13 protein-coding genes are annotated in these 16,189 nt (G+C 69.3%); 9 read left to right on the top strand and 4 right to left on the bottom strand.

The features are described 5' to 3' along the window. Positions 1-110 precede the first annotated feature (110 nt). Genes ACIBI4_RS03690 through ACIBI4_RS03660 form a run of 7 tightly spaced genes read left to right on the top strand, consistent with a single transcriptional unit; the run spans position 111 to position 7,341 of the window. Positions 111-1,184: an SCO3242 family prenyltransferase gene (locus tag ACIBI4_RS03690; protein WP_399202032.1), complete on the top strand. Its 1,074-nt coding sequence runs from the start codon at positions 111-113 to the stop codon at positions 1,182-1,184. Beyond that, positions 1,181-2,092: a sugar phosphate isomerase/epimerase family protein gene (locus tag ACIBI4_RS03685; protein ID WP_399201886.1), complete on the top strand. Its 912-nt coding sequence runs from the start codon at positions 1,181-1,183 to the stop codon at positions 2,090-2,092. Before ACIBI4_RS03690 ends, ACIBI4_RS03685 begins: the two co-directional genes overlap by 4 nt. Beyond that, positions 2,089-2,769: an EboA domain-containing protein gene (locus ACIBI4_RS03680; protein ID WP_399201885.1), complete on the top strand. Its 681-nt coding sequence runs from the start codon at positions 2,089-2,091 to the stop codon at positions 2,767-2,769. Before ACIBI4_RS03685 ends, ACIBI4_RS03680 begins: the two co-directional genes overlap by 4 nt. Further along, positions 2,769-3,617: a TatD family hydrolase gene (locus ACIBI4_RS03675; protein ID WP_399201884.1), complete on the top strand. Its 849-nt coding sequence runs from the start codon at positions 2,769-2,771 to the stop codon at positions 3,615-3,617. Before ACIBI4_RS03680 ends, ACIBI4_RS03675 begins: the two co-directional genes overlap by 1 nt. 3 nt (positions 3,618-3,620) lie before the next feature. Continuing rightward, entirely contained in the window at positions 3,621-4,790 is a 1,170-nt protein-coding gene (gene eboE / locus ACIBI4_RS03670) for a metabolite traffic protein EboE (RefSeq protein ID WP_399201883.1), read from the top strand. Next, positions 4,787-6,220, top strand: coding sequence for an alkaline phosphatase family protein (locus tag ACIBI4_RS03665; protein WP_399201882.1), 1,434 nt, complete (start codon positions 4,787-4,789; stop codon positions 6,218-6,220). The genes eboE and ACIBI4_RS03665 overlap by 4 nt, the downstream gene beginning before the upstream one ends. Positions 6,221-6,276: 56 nt before the next feature. After that, positions 6,277-7,341, top strand: a complete 1,065-nt coding sequence (locus ACIBI4_RS03660) for a sugar phosphate isomerase/epimerase family protein (RefSeq protein ID WP_399201881.1) — start codon at positions 6,277-6,279, stop codon at positions 7,339-7,341. Positions 7,342-7,529: 188 nt separating this feature from the next. Here ACIBI4_RS03660 and ACIBI4_RS03655 read toward each other — a convergent pair whose 3' ends face one another. The 4 genes from ACIBI4_RS03655 to ACIBI4_RS03640 all read right to left on the bottom strand — a co-directional run bounded on the left by ACIBI4_RS03655 (position 7,530) and on the right by ACIBI4_RS03640 (position 13,863). Further along, a complete protein-coding gene (locus ACIBI4_RS03655) occupies positions 7,530-8,918 on the bottom strand; it encodes an OFA family MFS transporter (RefSeq protein WP_399201880.1) in 1,389 nt (462 codons plus the stop codon). Positions 8,919-9,192: 274 nt separating this feature from the next. Then, positions 9,193-11,328, bottom strand: a complete 2,136-nt coding sequence (locus tag ACIBI4_RS03650; RefSeq protein ID WP_399201879.1) for an acetate--CoA ligase family protein — start codon at positions 11,326-11,328, stop codon at positions 9,193-9,195. Positions 11,329-11,332: 4 nt separating this feature from the next. Beyond that, positions 11,333-12,571 (bottom strand): formyl-CoA transferase, encoded by a 1,239-nt coding sequence (frc, locus tag ACIBI4_RS03645; RefSeq protein WP_399201878.1) that lies wholly within the window; start codon positions 12,569-12,571, stop codon positions 11,333-11,335. 14 nt (positions 12,572-12,585) lie between these two features. Beyond that, positions 12,586-13,863 carry a thiamine pyrophosphate-dependent enzyme gene (locus ACIBI4_RS03640; protein ID WP_399201877.1) on the bottom strand — a complete coding sequence of 426 codons (1,278 nt, stop codon included), beginning with the start codon at positions 13,861-13,863 and terminating at the stop codon, positions 12,586-12,588. Between the two features lie 188 nt (positions 13,864-14,051). Between ACIBI4_RS03640 and sucC the strand changes: the two genes are divergently transcribed. Together sucC and sucD are read left to right on the top strand one after the other, a co-directional pair. Then, positions 14,052-15,182, top strand: a complete 1,131-nt coding sequence (gene sucC, locus ACIBI4_RS03635; protein ID WP_399201876.1) for an ADP-forming succinate--CoA ligase subunit beta — start codon at positions 14,052-14,054, stop codon at positions 15,180-15,182. Positions 15,183-15,211: 29 nt separating this feature from the next. Continuing rightward, positions 15,212-16,096, top strand: a complete 885-nt coding sequence (gene sucD / locus ACIBI4_RS03630; RefSeq protein ID WP_399201875.1) for a succinate--CoA ligase subunit alpha — start codon at positions 15,212-15,214, stop codon at positions 16,094-16,096. The last annotated feature ends 93 nt before the right edge of the window (positions 16,097-16,189 follow it).

Genomic DNA, 16,189 nt, shown 5'->3' with positions numbered 1-16,189 from the left:
GTGCTGAGGCCGGGGCTGGTGGGAGTGGGTCCGGTCGGAGCGAGCGCGCTGGGCGTGAAAACGGCAGGTCCGAGTCCGTGGAGAACGTTGTCAGCGGGCCAGGCACCGGTGTGGATACGGGTGCCGCGCCAGTCCAGCCCAAGCGGCGCGCGAAGCCTGCCGACTGGGCCGAACTCCTCCGTGTCTCCGCCCTGTTCACCGTGCCCGGTGACGCCCTCGCCGGCGCTGCGGCGAGCGGCGCGCGGCCGCGCGCCCGCACGCTGCTCGCGATCGGTTCCTCCCTCTGTCTGTACGAGGCCGGAATGGCCCTCAACGACTGGGCCGACCGCGAGGTCGACGCCATCGAACGCCCCCACCGACCACTCCCGTCCGGCCGGATCACTCCCTTCGCGGCCTGCGCCGCAGCAGCCGCTCTGACGGCCGCGGGACTGGGTCTCGCGGCCCTTGCCGGACGCCGCGCGCTGGGCGTCGCGAGCGCGCTGGCGGCCACGGTGTGGGCGTACGACCTGGGTCTCAAGAACACCCCCGCGGGCCCCTTGGCAATGGCGGGCGCCCGCTCCCTCGACCTACTGCTCGGCGCGGTCGCCACCACCGGACGCGTCCGGCCCGCACTGCCCTCCTCGGCCCTCCTCGGTGCCCACACCTTCTCCGTCACCACGGTCTCCCGCCGCGAGGCAGAGGGCGGCTCAACCCTCGCCCCGTTGGCGGGACTTGCGGTGACAGCCGTGCTGTCCCGCGCCGTCGCGCATGGACGGTTCGGTGCGCCGTCCTTGGGGCCGACCGCGGACTCGGACCACGCCGCCTCTCCGGACGGACCGCCGAGCGGCCCCGCCTCTCCGGCCGGCCCACCCGACCGTCCCGCACTCCAGGCAGGCCGAGGTCCCGCACTCCCGGCAGGCCGAGGCGCCGCAGCGGCCCTCGGCCTGCCCGGGCCCAGCCCGGCGGAGAGCCTGCGGTCGGTGCTGGCCGCGGTATACGCCCTCACGGCGGCCCAACCCCTGTTCCACGCCCTCCTCAACCCCTCTCCCCAGCTCACCCAACGCGCCGTCGGCGGCGGGATCCGGGCGATGATCCCGCTCCAGGCCGCCCTCGCGGCCCGGTCCGGGCACCCGGGCACCGCACTCGTCACCGCTTCGCTCGCACCCGTCGCCCGTCGGTTCGCACGGAAGGTGAGCGTCACATGAGCCTTCGCTTCGGCTACGGCACCAACGGCCTGACCGACCTCCGCCTCGACGACGCCCTCGGCCTGCTCGCCGACCTCGGCTACGCGGGCGTCGGTCTGACCCTCGACCACATGCACCTCGACCCGATGGCACCTGACCTCGCGGCCCGTACCCGTCGCGTCGCACGGCGGCTCGATCAGCTGGGCCTGACCGCGACGATCGAGACCGGCGCCCGCTACGTACTCGATCCGCGGCACAAGCACGGACCGTCCCTGCTCGATCCCGACCCCGATCGACGCGCCGCCCGCGTCCGCCTCCTGATCCGTGCGGTGCGCGTGGCCGCCGACCTCGGCGCCCATGCCGTGCACTGCTTCAGCGGCATCAAGCCCGAGGGCACCCCCGACGACACCGCGTGGAAACGGCTCGCCGAGGCGCTCGCGCCGGTCGTCGAGGCCGCCGAAGGCGCCGGAACACCGCTGGCCATCGAGCCCGAGCCAGGCCACCTTCTCTCCTGCATCGCCGACTTCCACCGGCTCCGCACCGACCTCGGCGCCCCGGAAGCGCTCGGTCTCACCCTCGACATCGGCCACTGCCAATGCCTCGAACCCGCACCGCCCGCCGACTGCGTACGCGACGCCGCACCCTGGTTGCGGCACGTGCAGATCGAGGACATGCGTCGCGGCGTCCATGAACACCTCCCCTTCGGTCAGGGCGAGATCGACTTCCCGCCCGTCCTGGAGGCACTGGCCGCCACCGGCTACCAGGGCCTCACCGTCGTCGAACTTCCCCGCCACTCGCACGCGGGCCCTCAACTGGCCGAGGAATCAATCAAGTTCCTCCGCGAAGCCGAGAGCGCCGCCCGCGCCACCACGACCCCCTCACCTCTCGCCCTCAAGAACACCCACCTCGCCGAAGGAGGCAGGCCATGACCACCGCCCCATCCCTCGCGACACTCCGCGCCGGCCTCGAACCCGCTCTCGACGAGACCGCCCGCTCCTGGCTGGACCAGGCCCTCACCGACGCCGCCGCCCACCACGGCAGCCCGGACGAAGGCCCGGTCCCCGCCTGGGAGCTGCGCTTCGCCCAGGCGGGCCGCCGCTGCGGCAACCAGCACGCCGACGCCGCCCGCCTGCTGCTCCTGCACGCGGCCCGAGCCGACGTCGCCACACTGACGCGGCTCTACGAGCAGGGCACCGCGGCGGAACGCCGAGCAGTCCTGTACTCCCTCACCCACCTCGTCCCCGGCCCGGAGGCCCTCGCGCTCACCCACGACGCGCTGCGCACCAACGACACCTCCCTCGTGGCAGCCGCCGTCGGCCCGTACGGCGCCGAGCACCTCGACGCCCACGACTGGCGGCACGCCGTCCTCAAGTGCCTGTTCACCAGCGTGCGCGTGGACACCGTCGCCGACCTGGCCGACCGCGCGCGCGGCGACGGCGAACTCGCCCGAATGCTCGGCGATTACGCCCGCGAGCGCACCGCCGCAGGCCGCCCCGTCCCCGGCGATCTGCACCGCGTCCTCGCCCTGACCGAGCGCGCCGCCGAACAGCCCGCCGCCGAAGAGCCGGCCGAAGCCGCGTCCGCCGCGTCCCCCCAGGAGAACTGATGCGTATCTTCGACCCCCACATCCACATGACCTCGCGCACCACCGACGACTACGAGGCCATGTACGCGGCGGGAGTCCGCGCCGTGGTCGAGCCCGCCTTCTGGCTGGGCCAGCCCCGAACCTCCCCGTCCTCCTTCTACGACTACTTCGACTCGCTCCTCGGCTGGGAGCCGTTCCGCGCCGCGCAGTACGGGATCGCGCACCACTGCACCATCGCCCTCAACCCCAAGGAGGCGAACGACCCCCGCTGCACCCCCGTCCTCGACCAGCTGCCCCGCTATCTGGTGAAGGACAACGTCGTCGCCGTCGGCGAGATCGGCTACGACTCGATGACGCCCGCCGAGGACAAGGCGCTGTCCGCGCAGCTCCAGATGGCCGCCGACGCCGAGCTGCCCGCCCTCGTCCACACCCCGCACCGCGACAAACTCGCCGGGCTCCACCGCACCATCGACGTCGTCCGTGAGTCCGCCCTGCCGCTCGACCGGGTGCTTCTCGACCACCTCAACGAGACCACCGTCAAGGACGCCAAGGACGCCGGCTGCTGGCTCGGCTTCTCCGTCTATCCCGACACCAAGATGGACGAGGACCGCATGGTCGCGATCCTTCAGCGGTACGGACCCGAGAAGGTACTGGTCAATTCCGCCGCGGACTGGGGCAGGAGCGACCCGCTGAAGACCCGCAAGGTCGGTGACGCCCTGCTCGCCGCGGGCTTCACCGAGGACGACGTCGACCAGGTCCTGTGGCGCAACCCCGTCGCCTTCTACGGTCTCAGCGGCCGCCTCGACCTCGACGTCACGGATACCGACGCCACACACGAGGGGAACTCGATCCTGCGCGGCGGTGAGTGACCCATGCGCTTCCGGCACCCCGACGGCTCCACCATCCACCTCTCGTACTGCACCAATGTGCATCCCGCCGAGACACTCGACGGCGTCCTGGCCCAGCTCCGTGACCACTGCGAACCCGTCCGCAAGCGCCTCGGCCGCGACCGGCTCGGCATCGGCCTGTGGCTCGCCCGCGACGCCGCACGTGCCCTGATCGCCGACCCCGCCGCACTGCGGGGACTGCGCGCCGAGCTCGACCGGCGCGGACTCGAAGTGGTCACGCTCAACGGCTTCCCCTATGAGGGCTTCGGCGCCGAAGAGGTCAAGTACCGCGTGTACAAGCCGGACTGGGCCGACCCGGAACGGCTCACCCACACCACCGACCTCGCCCGGCTTCTCACCTCCTTGCTCCCGGACGATGTCACCGAGGGCAGCATCTCCACCCTGCCGCTCGCCTGGCGCACGGCGCACAACGCGGTGGACGCGGCGGCGAGTCTGGATGCGCTCACCACGCTCGCCCAGCGCCTGGACGCCCTCGAGGAACTCACCGGACGGTCCATCCGGATCGGCCTGGAACCCGAGCCCGGCTGCACCGTCGAAACCACCGCCGACGCCATCGGCCCGCTGACCGCCATCGGCCATGAACGCATCGGCATCTGTGTCGACACCTGTCATCTCGCCACCTCCTTCGAAGATCCGGGGTCCGCGCTCGAAGCCCTGGCCGCCGCGCGCATCCCCATTCACAAGGTCCAGCTGTCTGCCGCACTCCACGCCGAACAGCCCCAACTACCCGAGGTCCGCGCCGCCTTGGCGGCCTTCGACGAACCCCGCTTCCTGCACCAGACCCGCACCCGTACCGCCGAGCGGCTGCACGGCACCGACGACCTCGGCGAGGCGGTCGAAGGCCAGGCGCTGCCGGAGACAGCACCCTGGCGCTCCCACTTCCACGTCCCGCTGCACGCGGCACCCGCTCCGCCGCTCACGTCGACCCTCGACGTCCTCCAGGACGTCCTGACCCGCTTGGTCGGCGGCCCGGCCCCGCGTACCCGGCACCTGGAGGTCGAGACGTACACCTGGCAGGCCCTGCCCGACGAACTGCGCCCGCGAGCCCGCACCCAGCTCGCCGACGGCATCGCCGCCGAACTCACCCTCGCCCGCGACCTCCTCGTCGACCTGGGCCTCAAGGAGCTGCCATGACCGCCACGCCGCCAGCCGCTGGCACCGCGAAGCCCGAGGACACAGCGCAGCCCGACAGCCCCACACCGCTCCTGGTCCTGGACGTCGTCGGCCTCACCCCCCGTCTGCTCGACCACATGCCGAACCTGAAGACCCTCGGCGCGAACGGCTCCCAGGCCACCCTCGGCACGGTGCTGCCCGCGGTCACCTGCGCCGCCCAGTCCACGTTCCTCACCGGCACCATGCCCGCCGAGCACGGCATCGTCGGCAACGGCTGGTACTTCCGTGAGCTCGGCGACGTCCTCCTATGGCGCCAGCACAACCGCCTGGTCTCAGGCGACAAGCTGTGGGACGCCGCCCGCCGGGCGCACCCCGGCTACACGGTCGCCAATATCTGCTGGTGGTACGCCATGGGCGCGGACACCGACATCATCGTCACCCCCCGTCCTGTCTATTACGCAGACGGCCGCAAAGAGCCCGACTGCTACACCCGTCCGCCGGCTCTGCACGACGAACTCACCGAGAAATTCGGTACGTTCCCCCTGTTCACGTTCTGGGGCCCCGGCGCGAACCTGACGTCCTCGCAGTGGATCATCGACGCGACCCGCCACATCATCCGCACGCGAAGGCCCGATCTGACGCTCTGCTACCTCCCTCATCTCGACTACGACTTGCAGCGCTTCGGCCCCGACGACCCCCGCTCCCTGCAGGCGGCCAGGGACATCGACGCCGCCCTCGCCCCGCTCCTGGCCGAAGCGAAGGCCGAAGGCCGCACCGTGGTGGCCCTGTCCGAGTACGGCATCACCCGAGTCAGCCGCCATGTGGACATCAACCGCGCCCTGCGCAAGGCAGGACTGCTCGAAGTGCACACCCAGGACGGCATGGAGTACCTCGACACCATGGCTTCCCGGGCTTTCGCCGTGGCCGACCACCAGCTCGCACATGTCTATGTGCGCAGCCCGGAGGACATGGACGCCACGAAGGAAGCCCTGGCGGGCCTGGAAGGAATCGAGGAACTCCTCGACGACGAGGGCAAGAAGAGCCACGGCCTGGACCACCCGCGCTCCGGCGAACTCGTCGCCATCGCGGAACCGGATGCCTGGTTCACGTACTACTACTGGCTCGATGACGAGCGCGCCCCCGACTTCGCGCAGCTCGTCGAGATCCACCGCAAACCCGGCTACGACCCGGTCGAACTCTTCATGGACCCCCTCGACCCCTATGTGAAGGTCAAGGCGGCCAAGGCCCTGGCACGCAAGAAACTCGGCATGCGCTATCGCATGGCGGTCGTGCCCCTGGACCCGTCACCTATTCGCGGGAGCCACGGCAGGCTCCCCGACGATCCGCAAGACGGTCCGCTCATCCTGTGCTCCACCCCCCGCGCTGTCGATGGCCCCTTGCAGGCCACCGATGTGAAGTCGCTGTTGCTCACCCTCGCGGGACTCGATTGAAGCCCGCGAAAGCCAGTCATCGATTCCAACGCGCTTGCAAACGAAGGAGTTCCCGCATGGCCCGCACATCTCGTACTCCGCAGGATCCGGAACTCGCCCAGCGGCTCAGCAGACGCAATGTCCTCGGTGTGGCCGCCGGTACCACCGCGGCAGCGCTGATCGGCGCCGCGGCCGCGAACCCGGCCGCGGCGGCCGACGCGAAGACCGCGCCCGGCCACCAGCACGGCCGAGGACGCAAGGTCCTGCCCGAGGGCCGCCTCGGCATCCAGCTTTACAGCCTGCGCGACAAGGTCTCCACGCTCGGCTTCGCACCCGTCTTCGCCGAGCTGCAGAAGTACGGCTACGACGAGGTCGAGTACGCCGGCTACACCCAGGGCTCGGCAGGCGCCATCACCCTGGCCCAGCTCAAGCAGCTCACCCGTGACCACGGCCTCAACGCCATAGGCAGCCACGTCGGTTACTACTCCAACGACCCGAACGCCTACACCTTCGCGACCAACCTCAACAAGGTCCTGGACGACGCGCAGGCGCTCGGCCTCAAGCACATCGGCACCGCCTCGGGCCCGTTCCGCTACGGCGACACGGTCGACGCGTGGAAGCGCGCGGCCGAGGAGTTCAACACGTACGGCGCCGCGGCGAAGAAGCGCGGCATGAAGTTCTACCAGCACAATCACTCCGAGGAGTTCATGTTCGCCTCGGACAAGCCGAACGTCCGCCTCTATGACGTGCTCCTCGCCGAGACCGACCCCGACCTCGTCTTCCTGGAGATGGACATCTTCTGGGCGTACGCGGGCCAGTTCCGCTTCTCGAAGCAGGTCGACGGCACCCCGCGGCCCTTCGACCCGCTGCGCTACGTCCTCAAGCAGCCCCACCGCTACCCGCTGTTCCACGTGAAGGACGGCATCAAGGACCCGGCCAACACGTACGGCTACCGCATGTCGGACGTCGGCGACGGCGACATCGATTACAAGACCTTCCTCTCGGAGGTGACCCGCAGGTCGCACAACGGCCGCCGCTACCACCACTGGCAGGTCGAGCACGACAACCCGGTCGAGTCCTTCGCGTTCGCCCGCAAGTCCAGCGCGCACCTGCACTCGCTGCGGGAGCGCTGCGGCGACTGACGGACCGCAACTCCGAAGCCCCTGGCCGCTGTTGGCCAGGGGCTTCCCCGTGCACCACCTGGAAATAGTAGACAGTATGCAATCTCAATGGGAGACTGGAGCAAGAACGCGGAGGGCCCGCCCTTGGGGAGCGGGCGGGCCCTGACGTGCGGCAATGCGCAGCAGTGTGCAGAGTGAACTTCCGGGTGTTACTCGGCCTCCCGGCTGATCGGCTGCGGATTCGCCTTGACCAGACGCCCCCTGTAGTCGCGTCCGGGTGCCTTGAGGAACAGGGCGATGAAGAACGCGGCGAACGAAAGGGTGCCGGCCAGGGTGAAGGCGCCGTTGAGGCCCCAGGCGGTCACCGCGACGGAACCCATGCCGGCGCCGAGACCGGACACGAGCTTCGAGCTGTAGACCATGCCGTAGTTGGAGGCGTTGTTGTTCTCACCGAAGTAGTCGGCGGTCATCGCAGCGAACATCGGGAAGATGGCGCCGCCGCCGAAGCCGGAAATGGCCGAGAAGACAAGGAACATGGGCAGGTTGGCGGCATCGGCCGACCAGATGATGCCGAACTGCGAAGCGCCGAGGACGATACAGACGAAGAGCAGGCACTGCTTTCGTCCGTACCGGTCGGACAGCCAGCCGATGACGCCACGGCCGGTGCCGTTGACGATGGCCTTCAGCGACATGGCCGTGGCCACGATGCCCGCGGCGAATCCGGCGGACTTACCGATGTCGACCTGGAACGAGATACCGAAGATGTTGACGCCGGAGGTGAAGGCGAGACAGACCCACATGACCGCGACACGGCCGGTCTTCCAGGCCTCACCGGGCGTCATCTGCTTGACCGCGGGCGGGTTCTTCTGCAGCGAACGGGCCGCACGCGGGTCGTCCGGCGGATTGAGCGGGTCGACCTCGGAAGGCCACCAGTTCCGCGGCGGGTCCTGGAAGTAGAAACCGGCGTACGCGACGATCCCGGCGAGGAACACACCCGCCGACACCAGCACCCACTGGTAGTTGCTCGCGTCCATGTAGCCGTGGAAGAGGAATACGAAGGGCACGGACCCGTAGGCGAAACCGCCGTTGACGAAGCCGGTCTTGCCGCCCTTGCGCTCCGGATACCACTTGCCGACCATGTTGACGCAGGTGGCGTACACCATGCCCGCGCCCATGCCGCTGAACATGCCGAACCCGATGACGGCGATCATGACGTGCGGCGCGTAGGCCAGCGACAGATAGCCGATGAACGTGCCGGCCGCGCCGAGCATCATCGCCCAGCGCGCCGGCAGCTTGCCGGACTCACGGAGCTTGCCCGCCGGGAAGGCGACCGCGGCCTGACAGAACACCCAGACCGTCAGCATCCAGTAGATGCTGGTGCTGGACCAGGCGTGTGCCTCGTGCAGCGTGTCCTCAGCGGAGGCGAACGCATACTCCGCGGAGGAAATTCCCATCATGCCGATCCACGGAAGGATGACCATCCACTTCCGCTTGCGGCCCATGATGTCGATATCGGACTCGCCGACGCGATAGACGCGTCCGTTCTTGTCGGTCAGTTCCCGGTAGGGAGCGACCTTTGGCATATCGGTGGTTGTCACAGCGTGTTGCACCCCTTGCGTCGAGAGAATCCGGACAGCGCCCCCTGCCTGATCTCTTTCGGTTGTGCTGTGGTGCTGTGGTGCCGAAGCGACAGGGCGCGGTGGCGCCCGTCGTCTCGCGGTGCTGGTTGTGCCATCTCTGCGCGATGTTGCGGATGTTGCCAGTGCTACCGGCGGTACGCCCAGGTGCCGGACCCGCCCTGACAGCAGGGCCGGCACCTGGCGCCGAGTTCCTCCGGAGGCTTTCTCCGGAAGTCCTTATCGGAGGTCGTGATTACTGCAGCAGGCCCGCCGCCCGCGCCCAGCGGTACTTCGCGCCGAGCACGGCCACCGGCTGCTCGGTCGTGTACGGGTATGCCACCACCCCTCGCTCGTAGAGGTACTGGCACGCCTCCTCGACCTCGACGTCGCCCGCGAGCGACGCCACGACCGGCTTCTCGATGCCGCGCTCCTTGTATTCGGCGACCACGCGCGCCACAAGCTCCGCGAACACCATCGGAGGCGTGACGATCGTGTGCCAGTAGCCGAGCACCAGGGAGTGGATGCGCGGGTCCTCGAGTCCGAGACGGATCGTCGCCTCGTACGTCGAGGGGGGTTCGCCGCCGGTGATGTCCACGGGATTGCCCGCGGCACCGAACGGCGGGATGAACTCCCGGAAGGCCGCGTCGAGATCGTCCGGAATCTCCATCAGGGTCAGTCCGTTGTCGCTCACCGCGTCGGACAGCAGCACACCGCTGCCGCCCGCGCCGGTGATGATCACGACGTTGTCGCCCTTGGGCGTCGGCAGGACCGGCAGCGCCCGGGCGTACTCGAGCATGTCGTTGAGCCCGGGGGCCCGGATGACGCCGGCCTGCTTGAGGATGTCGTCGTACACCGCGTCGTCGCCCGCGAGCGCCCCGGTGTGCGAACCGGCAGCCTTCGCGCCGGCCGCCGTACGCCCCGCCTTGAGGACGACGACCGGCTTCTTCGGCACGGTCGCCTGCGCGGCCGCGACGAACGCCCGCCCGTCCTTGAGGTCCTCCAGGTGCATCGCGATGCACTCGGTGTTCGGGTCCTCGCCGAACCAGGTGAGCAGATCGTCCTCGTCCAGGTCCGACTTGTTGCCCAGCCCGACGATCGCCGACACACCGGTCTTCGTCGTCCGCGCGAAGCCCAGGATCGCCATCCCGATACCGCCGGACTGGCTGGTGAGGGCCACACCGCCCTTCACGTCGTACGGCGTGCAGAACGTGGCGCACAGGTCCTGCCACGTCGAGTAGTAGCCGTAGATGTTGGGCCCGAGGAGCCGTACGCCGTGGCGCTCGGCGATCGTGACGATCTCGTCCTGCAGTTCGTGTTCACCGGTCTCGGCGAAGCCGGAGGGGATCAGGACCGCGTTCGGTATGCCCTTGCGTCCCACCTCCTCGAGCGCCGAGGCCACGAACTTGGCGGGGATGGCGAAGACCGCCACATCCACCTCGCCCGGTACATCGGTCACCGTCTTGTACGCCTTGCGGCCGCAGATGTCGTCGGCCTTCGGGTTCACCGGGTGGATGTCGCCGGCGAACCCGCCGTCGATCAGGTTGCGCATGACCGAATTGCCGATCTTGCCCTGCTCGTTGGAGGCACCGATCACCGCGACCGAACGTGGCTGCATCAGGCGCTTCATCGAGCGCAGGATCTCGTCCCGGCCGTACTGACGGCGCTGCTTGGGCTTCTCGTCCGTGAGGATCACACGGATGTCCGCGGCCATCGCACCCTCGGGTGTGGCGATCACCGGGTTGAGGTCGACCTCGACGATCTCCGGGAAGTCCGTGACGAGTTCGGAGACCCGCCGGATCTGCTCGGCGAGCGCCCAGCGGTCGACGGGCTGCGCGCCGCGCACTCCGCGCAGGATCTCCGCGGCCTTGATCGAGTCGAGCATGGTCTGCGCCTCGTCGGCGTCGACCGGAGCGAGCCGGAAGGTGATGTCCTTGAGGACCTCGACCAGCACACCGCCGAGCCCGAACGCCACGACCTTGCCGAACGTCGGGTCGGTGACGGCACCGACGATGACTTCCTGGCCCGGCGGCAGCATCTGCTGGACCTGGATGCCGTCGATCTTCGCCGCGGAGTTGTAGGCCTTGGCGTTGTCGATGATCTTGTGGAAGGCGGCCCGCACGTCTGCGGCCCCTTCGATGCCCACGATCACACCGCCGGCGTCGGTCTTGTGCAGGATGTCGGGGGAGACGATCTTCAGGACCACCGGTCCGTCGAAACGCGCCGCCGCGGCGACCGCCTCGTCGACATCACGGGCCAGCTCCTCGCCGGGTACAGCGATGCCGTACGCATCGGCGATCACCTTGCCCTCCGGCGCGGTGAGAGTGCTGCGCCCCTCGGCGCGTACGGCATCGAGCAGCGCCCGCACCGTCAGCGCACGGTCTTCGGCCATCACTTCAGATCACTCCAGTCGACTTGAGCAGACGGACTTCCTCGTCGCCGAGCCCGAGCTCGCCGACGTAGACCTCTTCGTTGTGCTCACCGAGCAGCGGCGAACTCTTCATGTCCACGGGGGAGTCGGACAGCTTCAGCGGAGAGCCGACCGTGGTGAACTCGCCTCGCTCGGGGTGCGGAACCTTGACGACCATCTCGTTGGCGATCAGTGAGTCGTCCTCAATGATCTCCTTGGTGGAGAGAATCGGACCGCACGGGATGTTGTGTGCATTGAGTTTTTCGAGCACCTCCCACTTGGGCAGCGTCGAACTCCACTCCTCGATGAGCTGGAACATCTTGTTGAGCTTGGGCAGGCGCGCCTCGGGCGTCGCCCAGTCCGGGTCCTCGGCCAGCTCGGGCCGGCCGATCAGCTCCGAGATCGGCTTCCAGCCGACGGGCTGCACGATCACGTACACCCAGTCGTTCGGGCCGCCCGGCGCGCACTTGACCGCCCAGCCCGGCTGGCCGCCGCCGGACGCATTTCCCGAGCGGGGAACTTCGTCCGCGAAGTCCTCGTTGGGATATTCAGCGAGCGGGCCATGGGCCAGGCGCTGCTGATCGCGCAGCTTCACCCGGCAGAGGTTGAGCACGGCGTGCTGCATGGCCACATTGACCCGCTGCCCCCGACCGGTGCTCTCCCGCTGGAGCAGCGCCGCCAGAATCCCGGCGACGGCATGAATGCCGGTCCCCGAGTCGCCGATCTGCGCCCCCGTCGCCAGCGGGGGGCCGTCCTCGAAGCCCGTGGTGGACATCGAGCCGCCCATGGCCTGAGCCACGACCTCGTATGCCTTGAAGTTGGTGTACGGGCCCTCGCCGAATCCCTTGATGGAGGCATAGACGATACGAGGATTGATCTCCTGGATCTTCTCCCAGGTGAAGCCCATCCGGTCCACCGCACCTGGACCGAAGTTCTCCACCATCACATCCGAGCGGCGGATCAGCTCGGTGAGGATCTCCTTGCCGCGCTCCGTCTTGGTGTTGAGGGTGATGCTCCGCTTGTTGCAGTTGAGCATCGTGAAGTAGAGGGAGTCGACATCGGGCAGATCGCGTAGCTGCTTACGGGTGATATCTCCGGTCGGGGCCTCCAACTTGACCACGTCCGCACCGAGCCAGGCGAGCAGCTGCGTCGCCGATGGCCCGGACTGGACGTGTGTCATGTCGAGGACGCGGACGCCGTCCAGTGCCTTCGTCTGTGTCGTCATGGCACAGCGCTCCTCTACTGGTTCCTGAGTTCGTCGGTCTGGTGGGGCTTGTCGCTCGGTTCGCTCTCGTACGTCGGCTGGTTCACGGATCCGGGGAGGTACGCGTCCGGGTCGATCCGTACGCCGACCAGTGCGGGGCCGCCCGTGGCGCGGGCGCGGTCCAGTGCGGGGCGGAGTGCGGCGGGATCCCGGACGTCCTCGCCGTGACCGCCCAGCGCGCGGGCGTGGTGGACGAAGGGGGCGCTGCCCGTGTGGGCGACGACCCCGATGACGGGGAGGTGGTGGCGGACCAGGGCCGGGAGGCCGCGGGTCGCCGTGGTGGACGGAGCGTCGCGCAGCAGCACGACGCATTCCCGGTCCGTGCCGCCGTGCTGTGCGGCGAGCGCGAACGGGATGCCGACACCTGAGGTGCCGAGCGGGCCCGGGTCCATCCAGTGCCCGGGAGTCTTGGGCTGCACCAGCCGGCCGGCCAGTTCGGCCGACCAGGGGTCGTCGGCGATGAACACCGACTCCTCGGTGAGGAACTGATCGATCTCGGCGAGCAGACGAAAGGGGTGTACAGGGGAAGCATCCGAGGCCAGATGCCTCAACCACAGGGATTCCGCGGTCCGTTCGGCGGTCCGCAGCTCGTCTCGCCATGCCTCGCGCCGTGCCGCCGCCCGGTCCGCGCGCGGGTCGCCGGCGCGGCGCGCGGCGGATTGCGCGAGGGCGCGCAAGGCGCTGCCCGCCGTACCCGGGTCGACCTGGACGACCGTCGCGTGCGGAGCCAGTCGCCTGCCGTACCCGGCGCGGAAGTCCCGTACACGGAAGTCGTTCATTCCGAGAGGAGCACCGACGACGAGAATCACATCGGCGCCTGCGAAGGCGTACGCCCGCGAGTGCTGGAAGAGGTACGGGTCGCCAGGTGGCAGCGTGCCGCGGCCGGCTCCGTCCGCGTAGGCGGGAAGTCCCACCGTGCGGATGAGGTCGATGGCCGCGTCGGTGGCCCGGGCGGTCCAGACCTGAGGGCTCAGGACGATGACCGGCTGTTCGGCGTGGGCGAGCAGATGCGCGAGGCTCTCGACCGCCACCGGGTCGACGTCGTGGGCCGTGCCCTGGTCGTCCGCCGGGGGAGTGGGGGTGAAGTGCGCCCGGCCGAAGGCGTAGGCGAGCTGCGCGTCCCGGTCCACGTCCCGGTCCATGTCCCGATCCGCGTCTCGGCCCTCGAAGGTCGCGCCCTCACCCTGGCCGTCGAGGGCCTGGGCGAGCCGCCGCCCGTCGGTGCCGAGCGTTGCTGTCACGCCGTAGGGCATGGCGAACTCCCTTCTCTCCCCAAGGAGATGGCGCCACACCGGCCCGTAGGAAAAGCGGCCGTGAGCAGCGCATCAGTGCTGTCGCGGTAGATTGCATACAGTCGACGAATACTGTATGAAGCTTGTTATCCCGCATCCGGTGGGTGGTGTCCAGGGGGCGTGCGGCACTTTCGAGTCAGGAGCCGAAATTGGACCTGTACGAGCACCAAGCCAGGGAACTCTTCGCGGACTACGGCGTGTTGGTGCCGAACGCGGAAGTAGCAGACACTGCCAAGGAGGCCCGCGCGTGCGCGGAACGCCTCGGCGGCAAGGTCGTCGTCAAGGCGCAGGTGAAGACCGGCGGCCGCGGCAAGGCGGGCGGCGTCAAGGTCGCCGCCGACGCTGCGGCGGCCGAGATCACCGCACGTCAGATCCTCGGTATGGACATCAAGGGCCACACCGTCCACAAGGTGATGCTGGCTCAGCCCGTGGACATCGAGGACGAGTTCTACGTCAGCTATGTGCTGGACCGCGCGGCCGGCCAGTTCCTCGCCATCGCCTCCGCCGAGGGCGGCATGGACATCGAGGAGGTGGCCGCGACCCGGCCCGACGCGGTGGCGCGCATCCACATCGACCCGTCCGAGGGCGTCACGAAGGAGAAGGCCGCGGAGATCGCCGCCGCGGCGAAACTGCCGCCCGAGAGCGCCGACATCCTCGTCCGGTTGTGGACGGTCCTCACCAAGGAGGACGCCGTACTCGTCGAGGTCAACCCACTCGTCCGTACCAAGGACGGCCGGCTGATGGCCATCGACGGCAAGGTCACCCTCGACGACAATGCCCGCTTCCGGCAGGCCCGTTGGGGCGACACCGAATCCGCGCACGACGACCCGCTGGAGGCCAGGGCCGCGGCCAAGGGACTCAACTACGTCAAGCTCGAAGGCCAGGTCGGCGTCATCGGCAACGGCGCGGGACTGGTCATGTCCACCCTCGACGTCGTGGCCGGCTGCGGCGCGAAGCCGGCCAACTTCCTCGACATCGGCGGCGGCGCCTCGGCCCAGGTCATGGCCGACGGCCTCTCCGTCATCCTGTCCGACCCCGACGTGAAGTCCGTGTTCGTCAACGTCTTCGGCGGGATCACCGCCTGCGACGCCGTGGCCGACGGCATCGTCCAGGCGCTCGGCGAGGTCAACCTCACCAAGCCCCTCGTCGTACGCCTCGACGGCAACAACGCGGCGCAGGGCCGCGCCATCCTCGACGCCCACTCCCACCCGCTCGTCGAGCAGCAGCCCACGATGGACGGCGCCGCACAGCGCGCCGCCGATTTCGCCACCGCGCAGTAGCCACGACCCACAGGACTCAGGAGCAGACCATGGCCATCTTTCTGACCAAGGAGAGCAAGGTCCTCGTCCAGGGCATGACCGGCGCCGAGGGCATGAAGCACACCCGCCGCATGATTGCGGCCGGTACGAACGTGGTCGGCGGCGTCAACCCGCGCAAGGCGGGCCAGTCCGTCGACTTCGACGACCGCGTCGTCCCCGTCTTCGGCGGCGTACGCGAGGCGATGGAGGCGACTGGGGCCGACGTCACGATCGTGTTCGTGCCCCCGGCCTTCTGCAAGGCCGCCGTGATCGAGGCAGCCGACGCCGGAATCGGCCTCGCGGTCGTCATCACCGAGGGCATCCCGGTCCACGACTCCGTCGCCTTCGTCGCGTACGCGAAGGAGCGCGGCACCCGCATCGTCGGACCCAACTGTCCGGGCCTCATCACCCCCGGCCAGTCCAACGCGGGCATCATCCCGTCCGACATCACCAAGCCCGGCCGCATCGGCCTGGTCTCCAAGTCCGGCACGCTCACGTACCAGCTCATGTACGAGCTGCGGGACATCGGATTCTCCACCGGCGTGGGCATCGGCGGCGACCCCGTCATCGGCACCACGCACATCGACTGCCTCGAAGCCTTCGAGGCGGACCCGGACACCGAGCTCATCGTGCTCATCGGTGAGATCGGCGGCGACGCGGAGGAGCGTGCGGCCGCGTATATACGGGAGCACGTCACCAAGCCCGTCGTCGGTTACGTCGCCGGGTTCACCGCCCCCGAGGGCAAGACCATGGGCCACGCCGGCGCCATCGTCTCCGGCTCGTCCGGCACGGCCAAGGCCAAGCAGGAAGCCCTCGAAGCCGTCGGCGTACGGGTGGGATCCACCCCCTCCGAGACGGCTCGCCTCGTCCTCGAGGCGCTCGACACCGAGCGCTGACCGGCACGGGGTCACCTGGGCATGCCCCAAGTGGCCCCGGCCACAGCAGTGTTGCCGCACCACGCCCTACCGTCAGGTAGCGAGCGCCATATC

Source organism: Streptomyces sp. NPDC050418 (assembly GCF_044458745.1).
Lineage (GTDB): Bacteria > Actinomycetota > Actinomycetes > Streptomycetales > Streptomycetaceae > Streptomyces.
This window is presented reverse-complemented; position numbering and strand designations above follow the sequence as displayed.

Excerpts from the sequence above, each read along its gene's own strand:
- ACIBI4_RS03685 (WP_399201886.1), top strand. The coding sequence starts at position 1,181 with ATGAGCCTTCGCTTCGGCTACGGCACCAACGGCCTGACCGACCTCCGC.
- ACIBI4_RS03680 (WP_399201885.1), top strand. The coding sequence starts at position 2,089 with ATGACCACCGCCCCATCCCTCGCGACACTCCGCGCCGGCCTCGAACCC.
- ACIBI4_RS03675 (WP_399201884.1), top strand. The coding sequence starts at position 2,769 with ATGCGTATCTTCGACCCCCACATCCACATGACCTCGCGCACCACCGAC.
- eboE (WP_399201883.1), top strand. The coding sequence starts at position 3,621 with ATGCGCTTCCGGCACCCCGACGGCTCCACCATCCACCTCTCGTACTGC.
- ACIBI4_RS03665 (WP_399201882.1), top strand. The coding sequence starts at position 4,787 with ATGACCGCCACGCCGCCAGCCGCTGGCACCGCGAAGCCCGAGGACACA.
- ACIBI4_RS03660 (WP_399201881.1), top strand. The coding sequence starts at position 6,277 with ATGGCCCGCACATCTCGTACTCCGCAGGATCCGGAACTCGCCCAGCGG.
- ACIBI4_RS03650 (WP_399201879.1), bottom strand. The coding sequence starts at position 11,328 with ATGGCCGAAGACCGTGCGCTGACGGTGCGGGCGCTGCTCGATGCCGTA.
- frc (WP_399201878.1), bottom strand. The coding sequence starts at position 12,571 with ATGACGACACAGACGAAGGCACTGGACGGCGTCCGCGTCCTCGACATG.
- ACIBI4_RS03640 (WP_399201877.1), bottom strand. The coding sequence starts at position 13,863 with ATGCCCTACGGCGTGACAGCAACGCTCGGCACCGACGGGCGGCGGCTC.
- sucD (WP_399201875.1), top strand. The coding sequence starts at position 15,212 with ATGGCCATCTTTCTGACCAAGGAGAGCAAGGTCCTCGTCCAGGGCATG.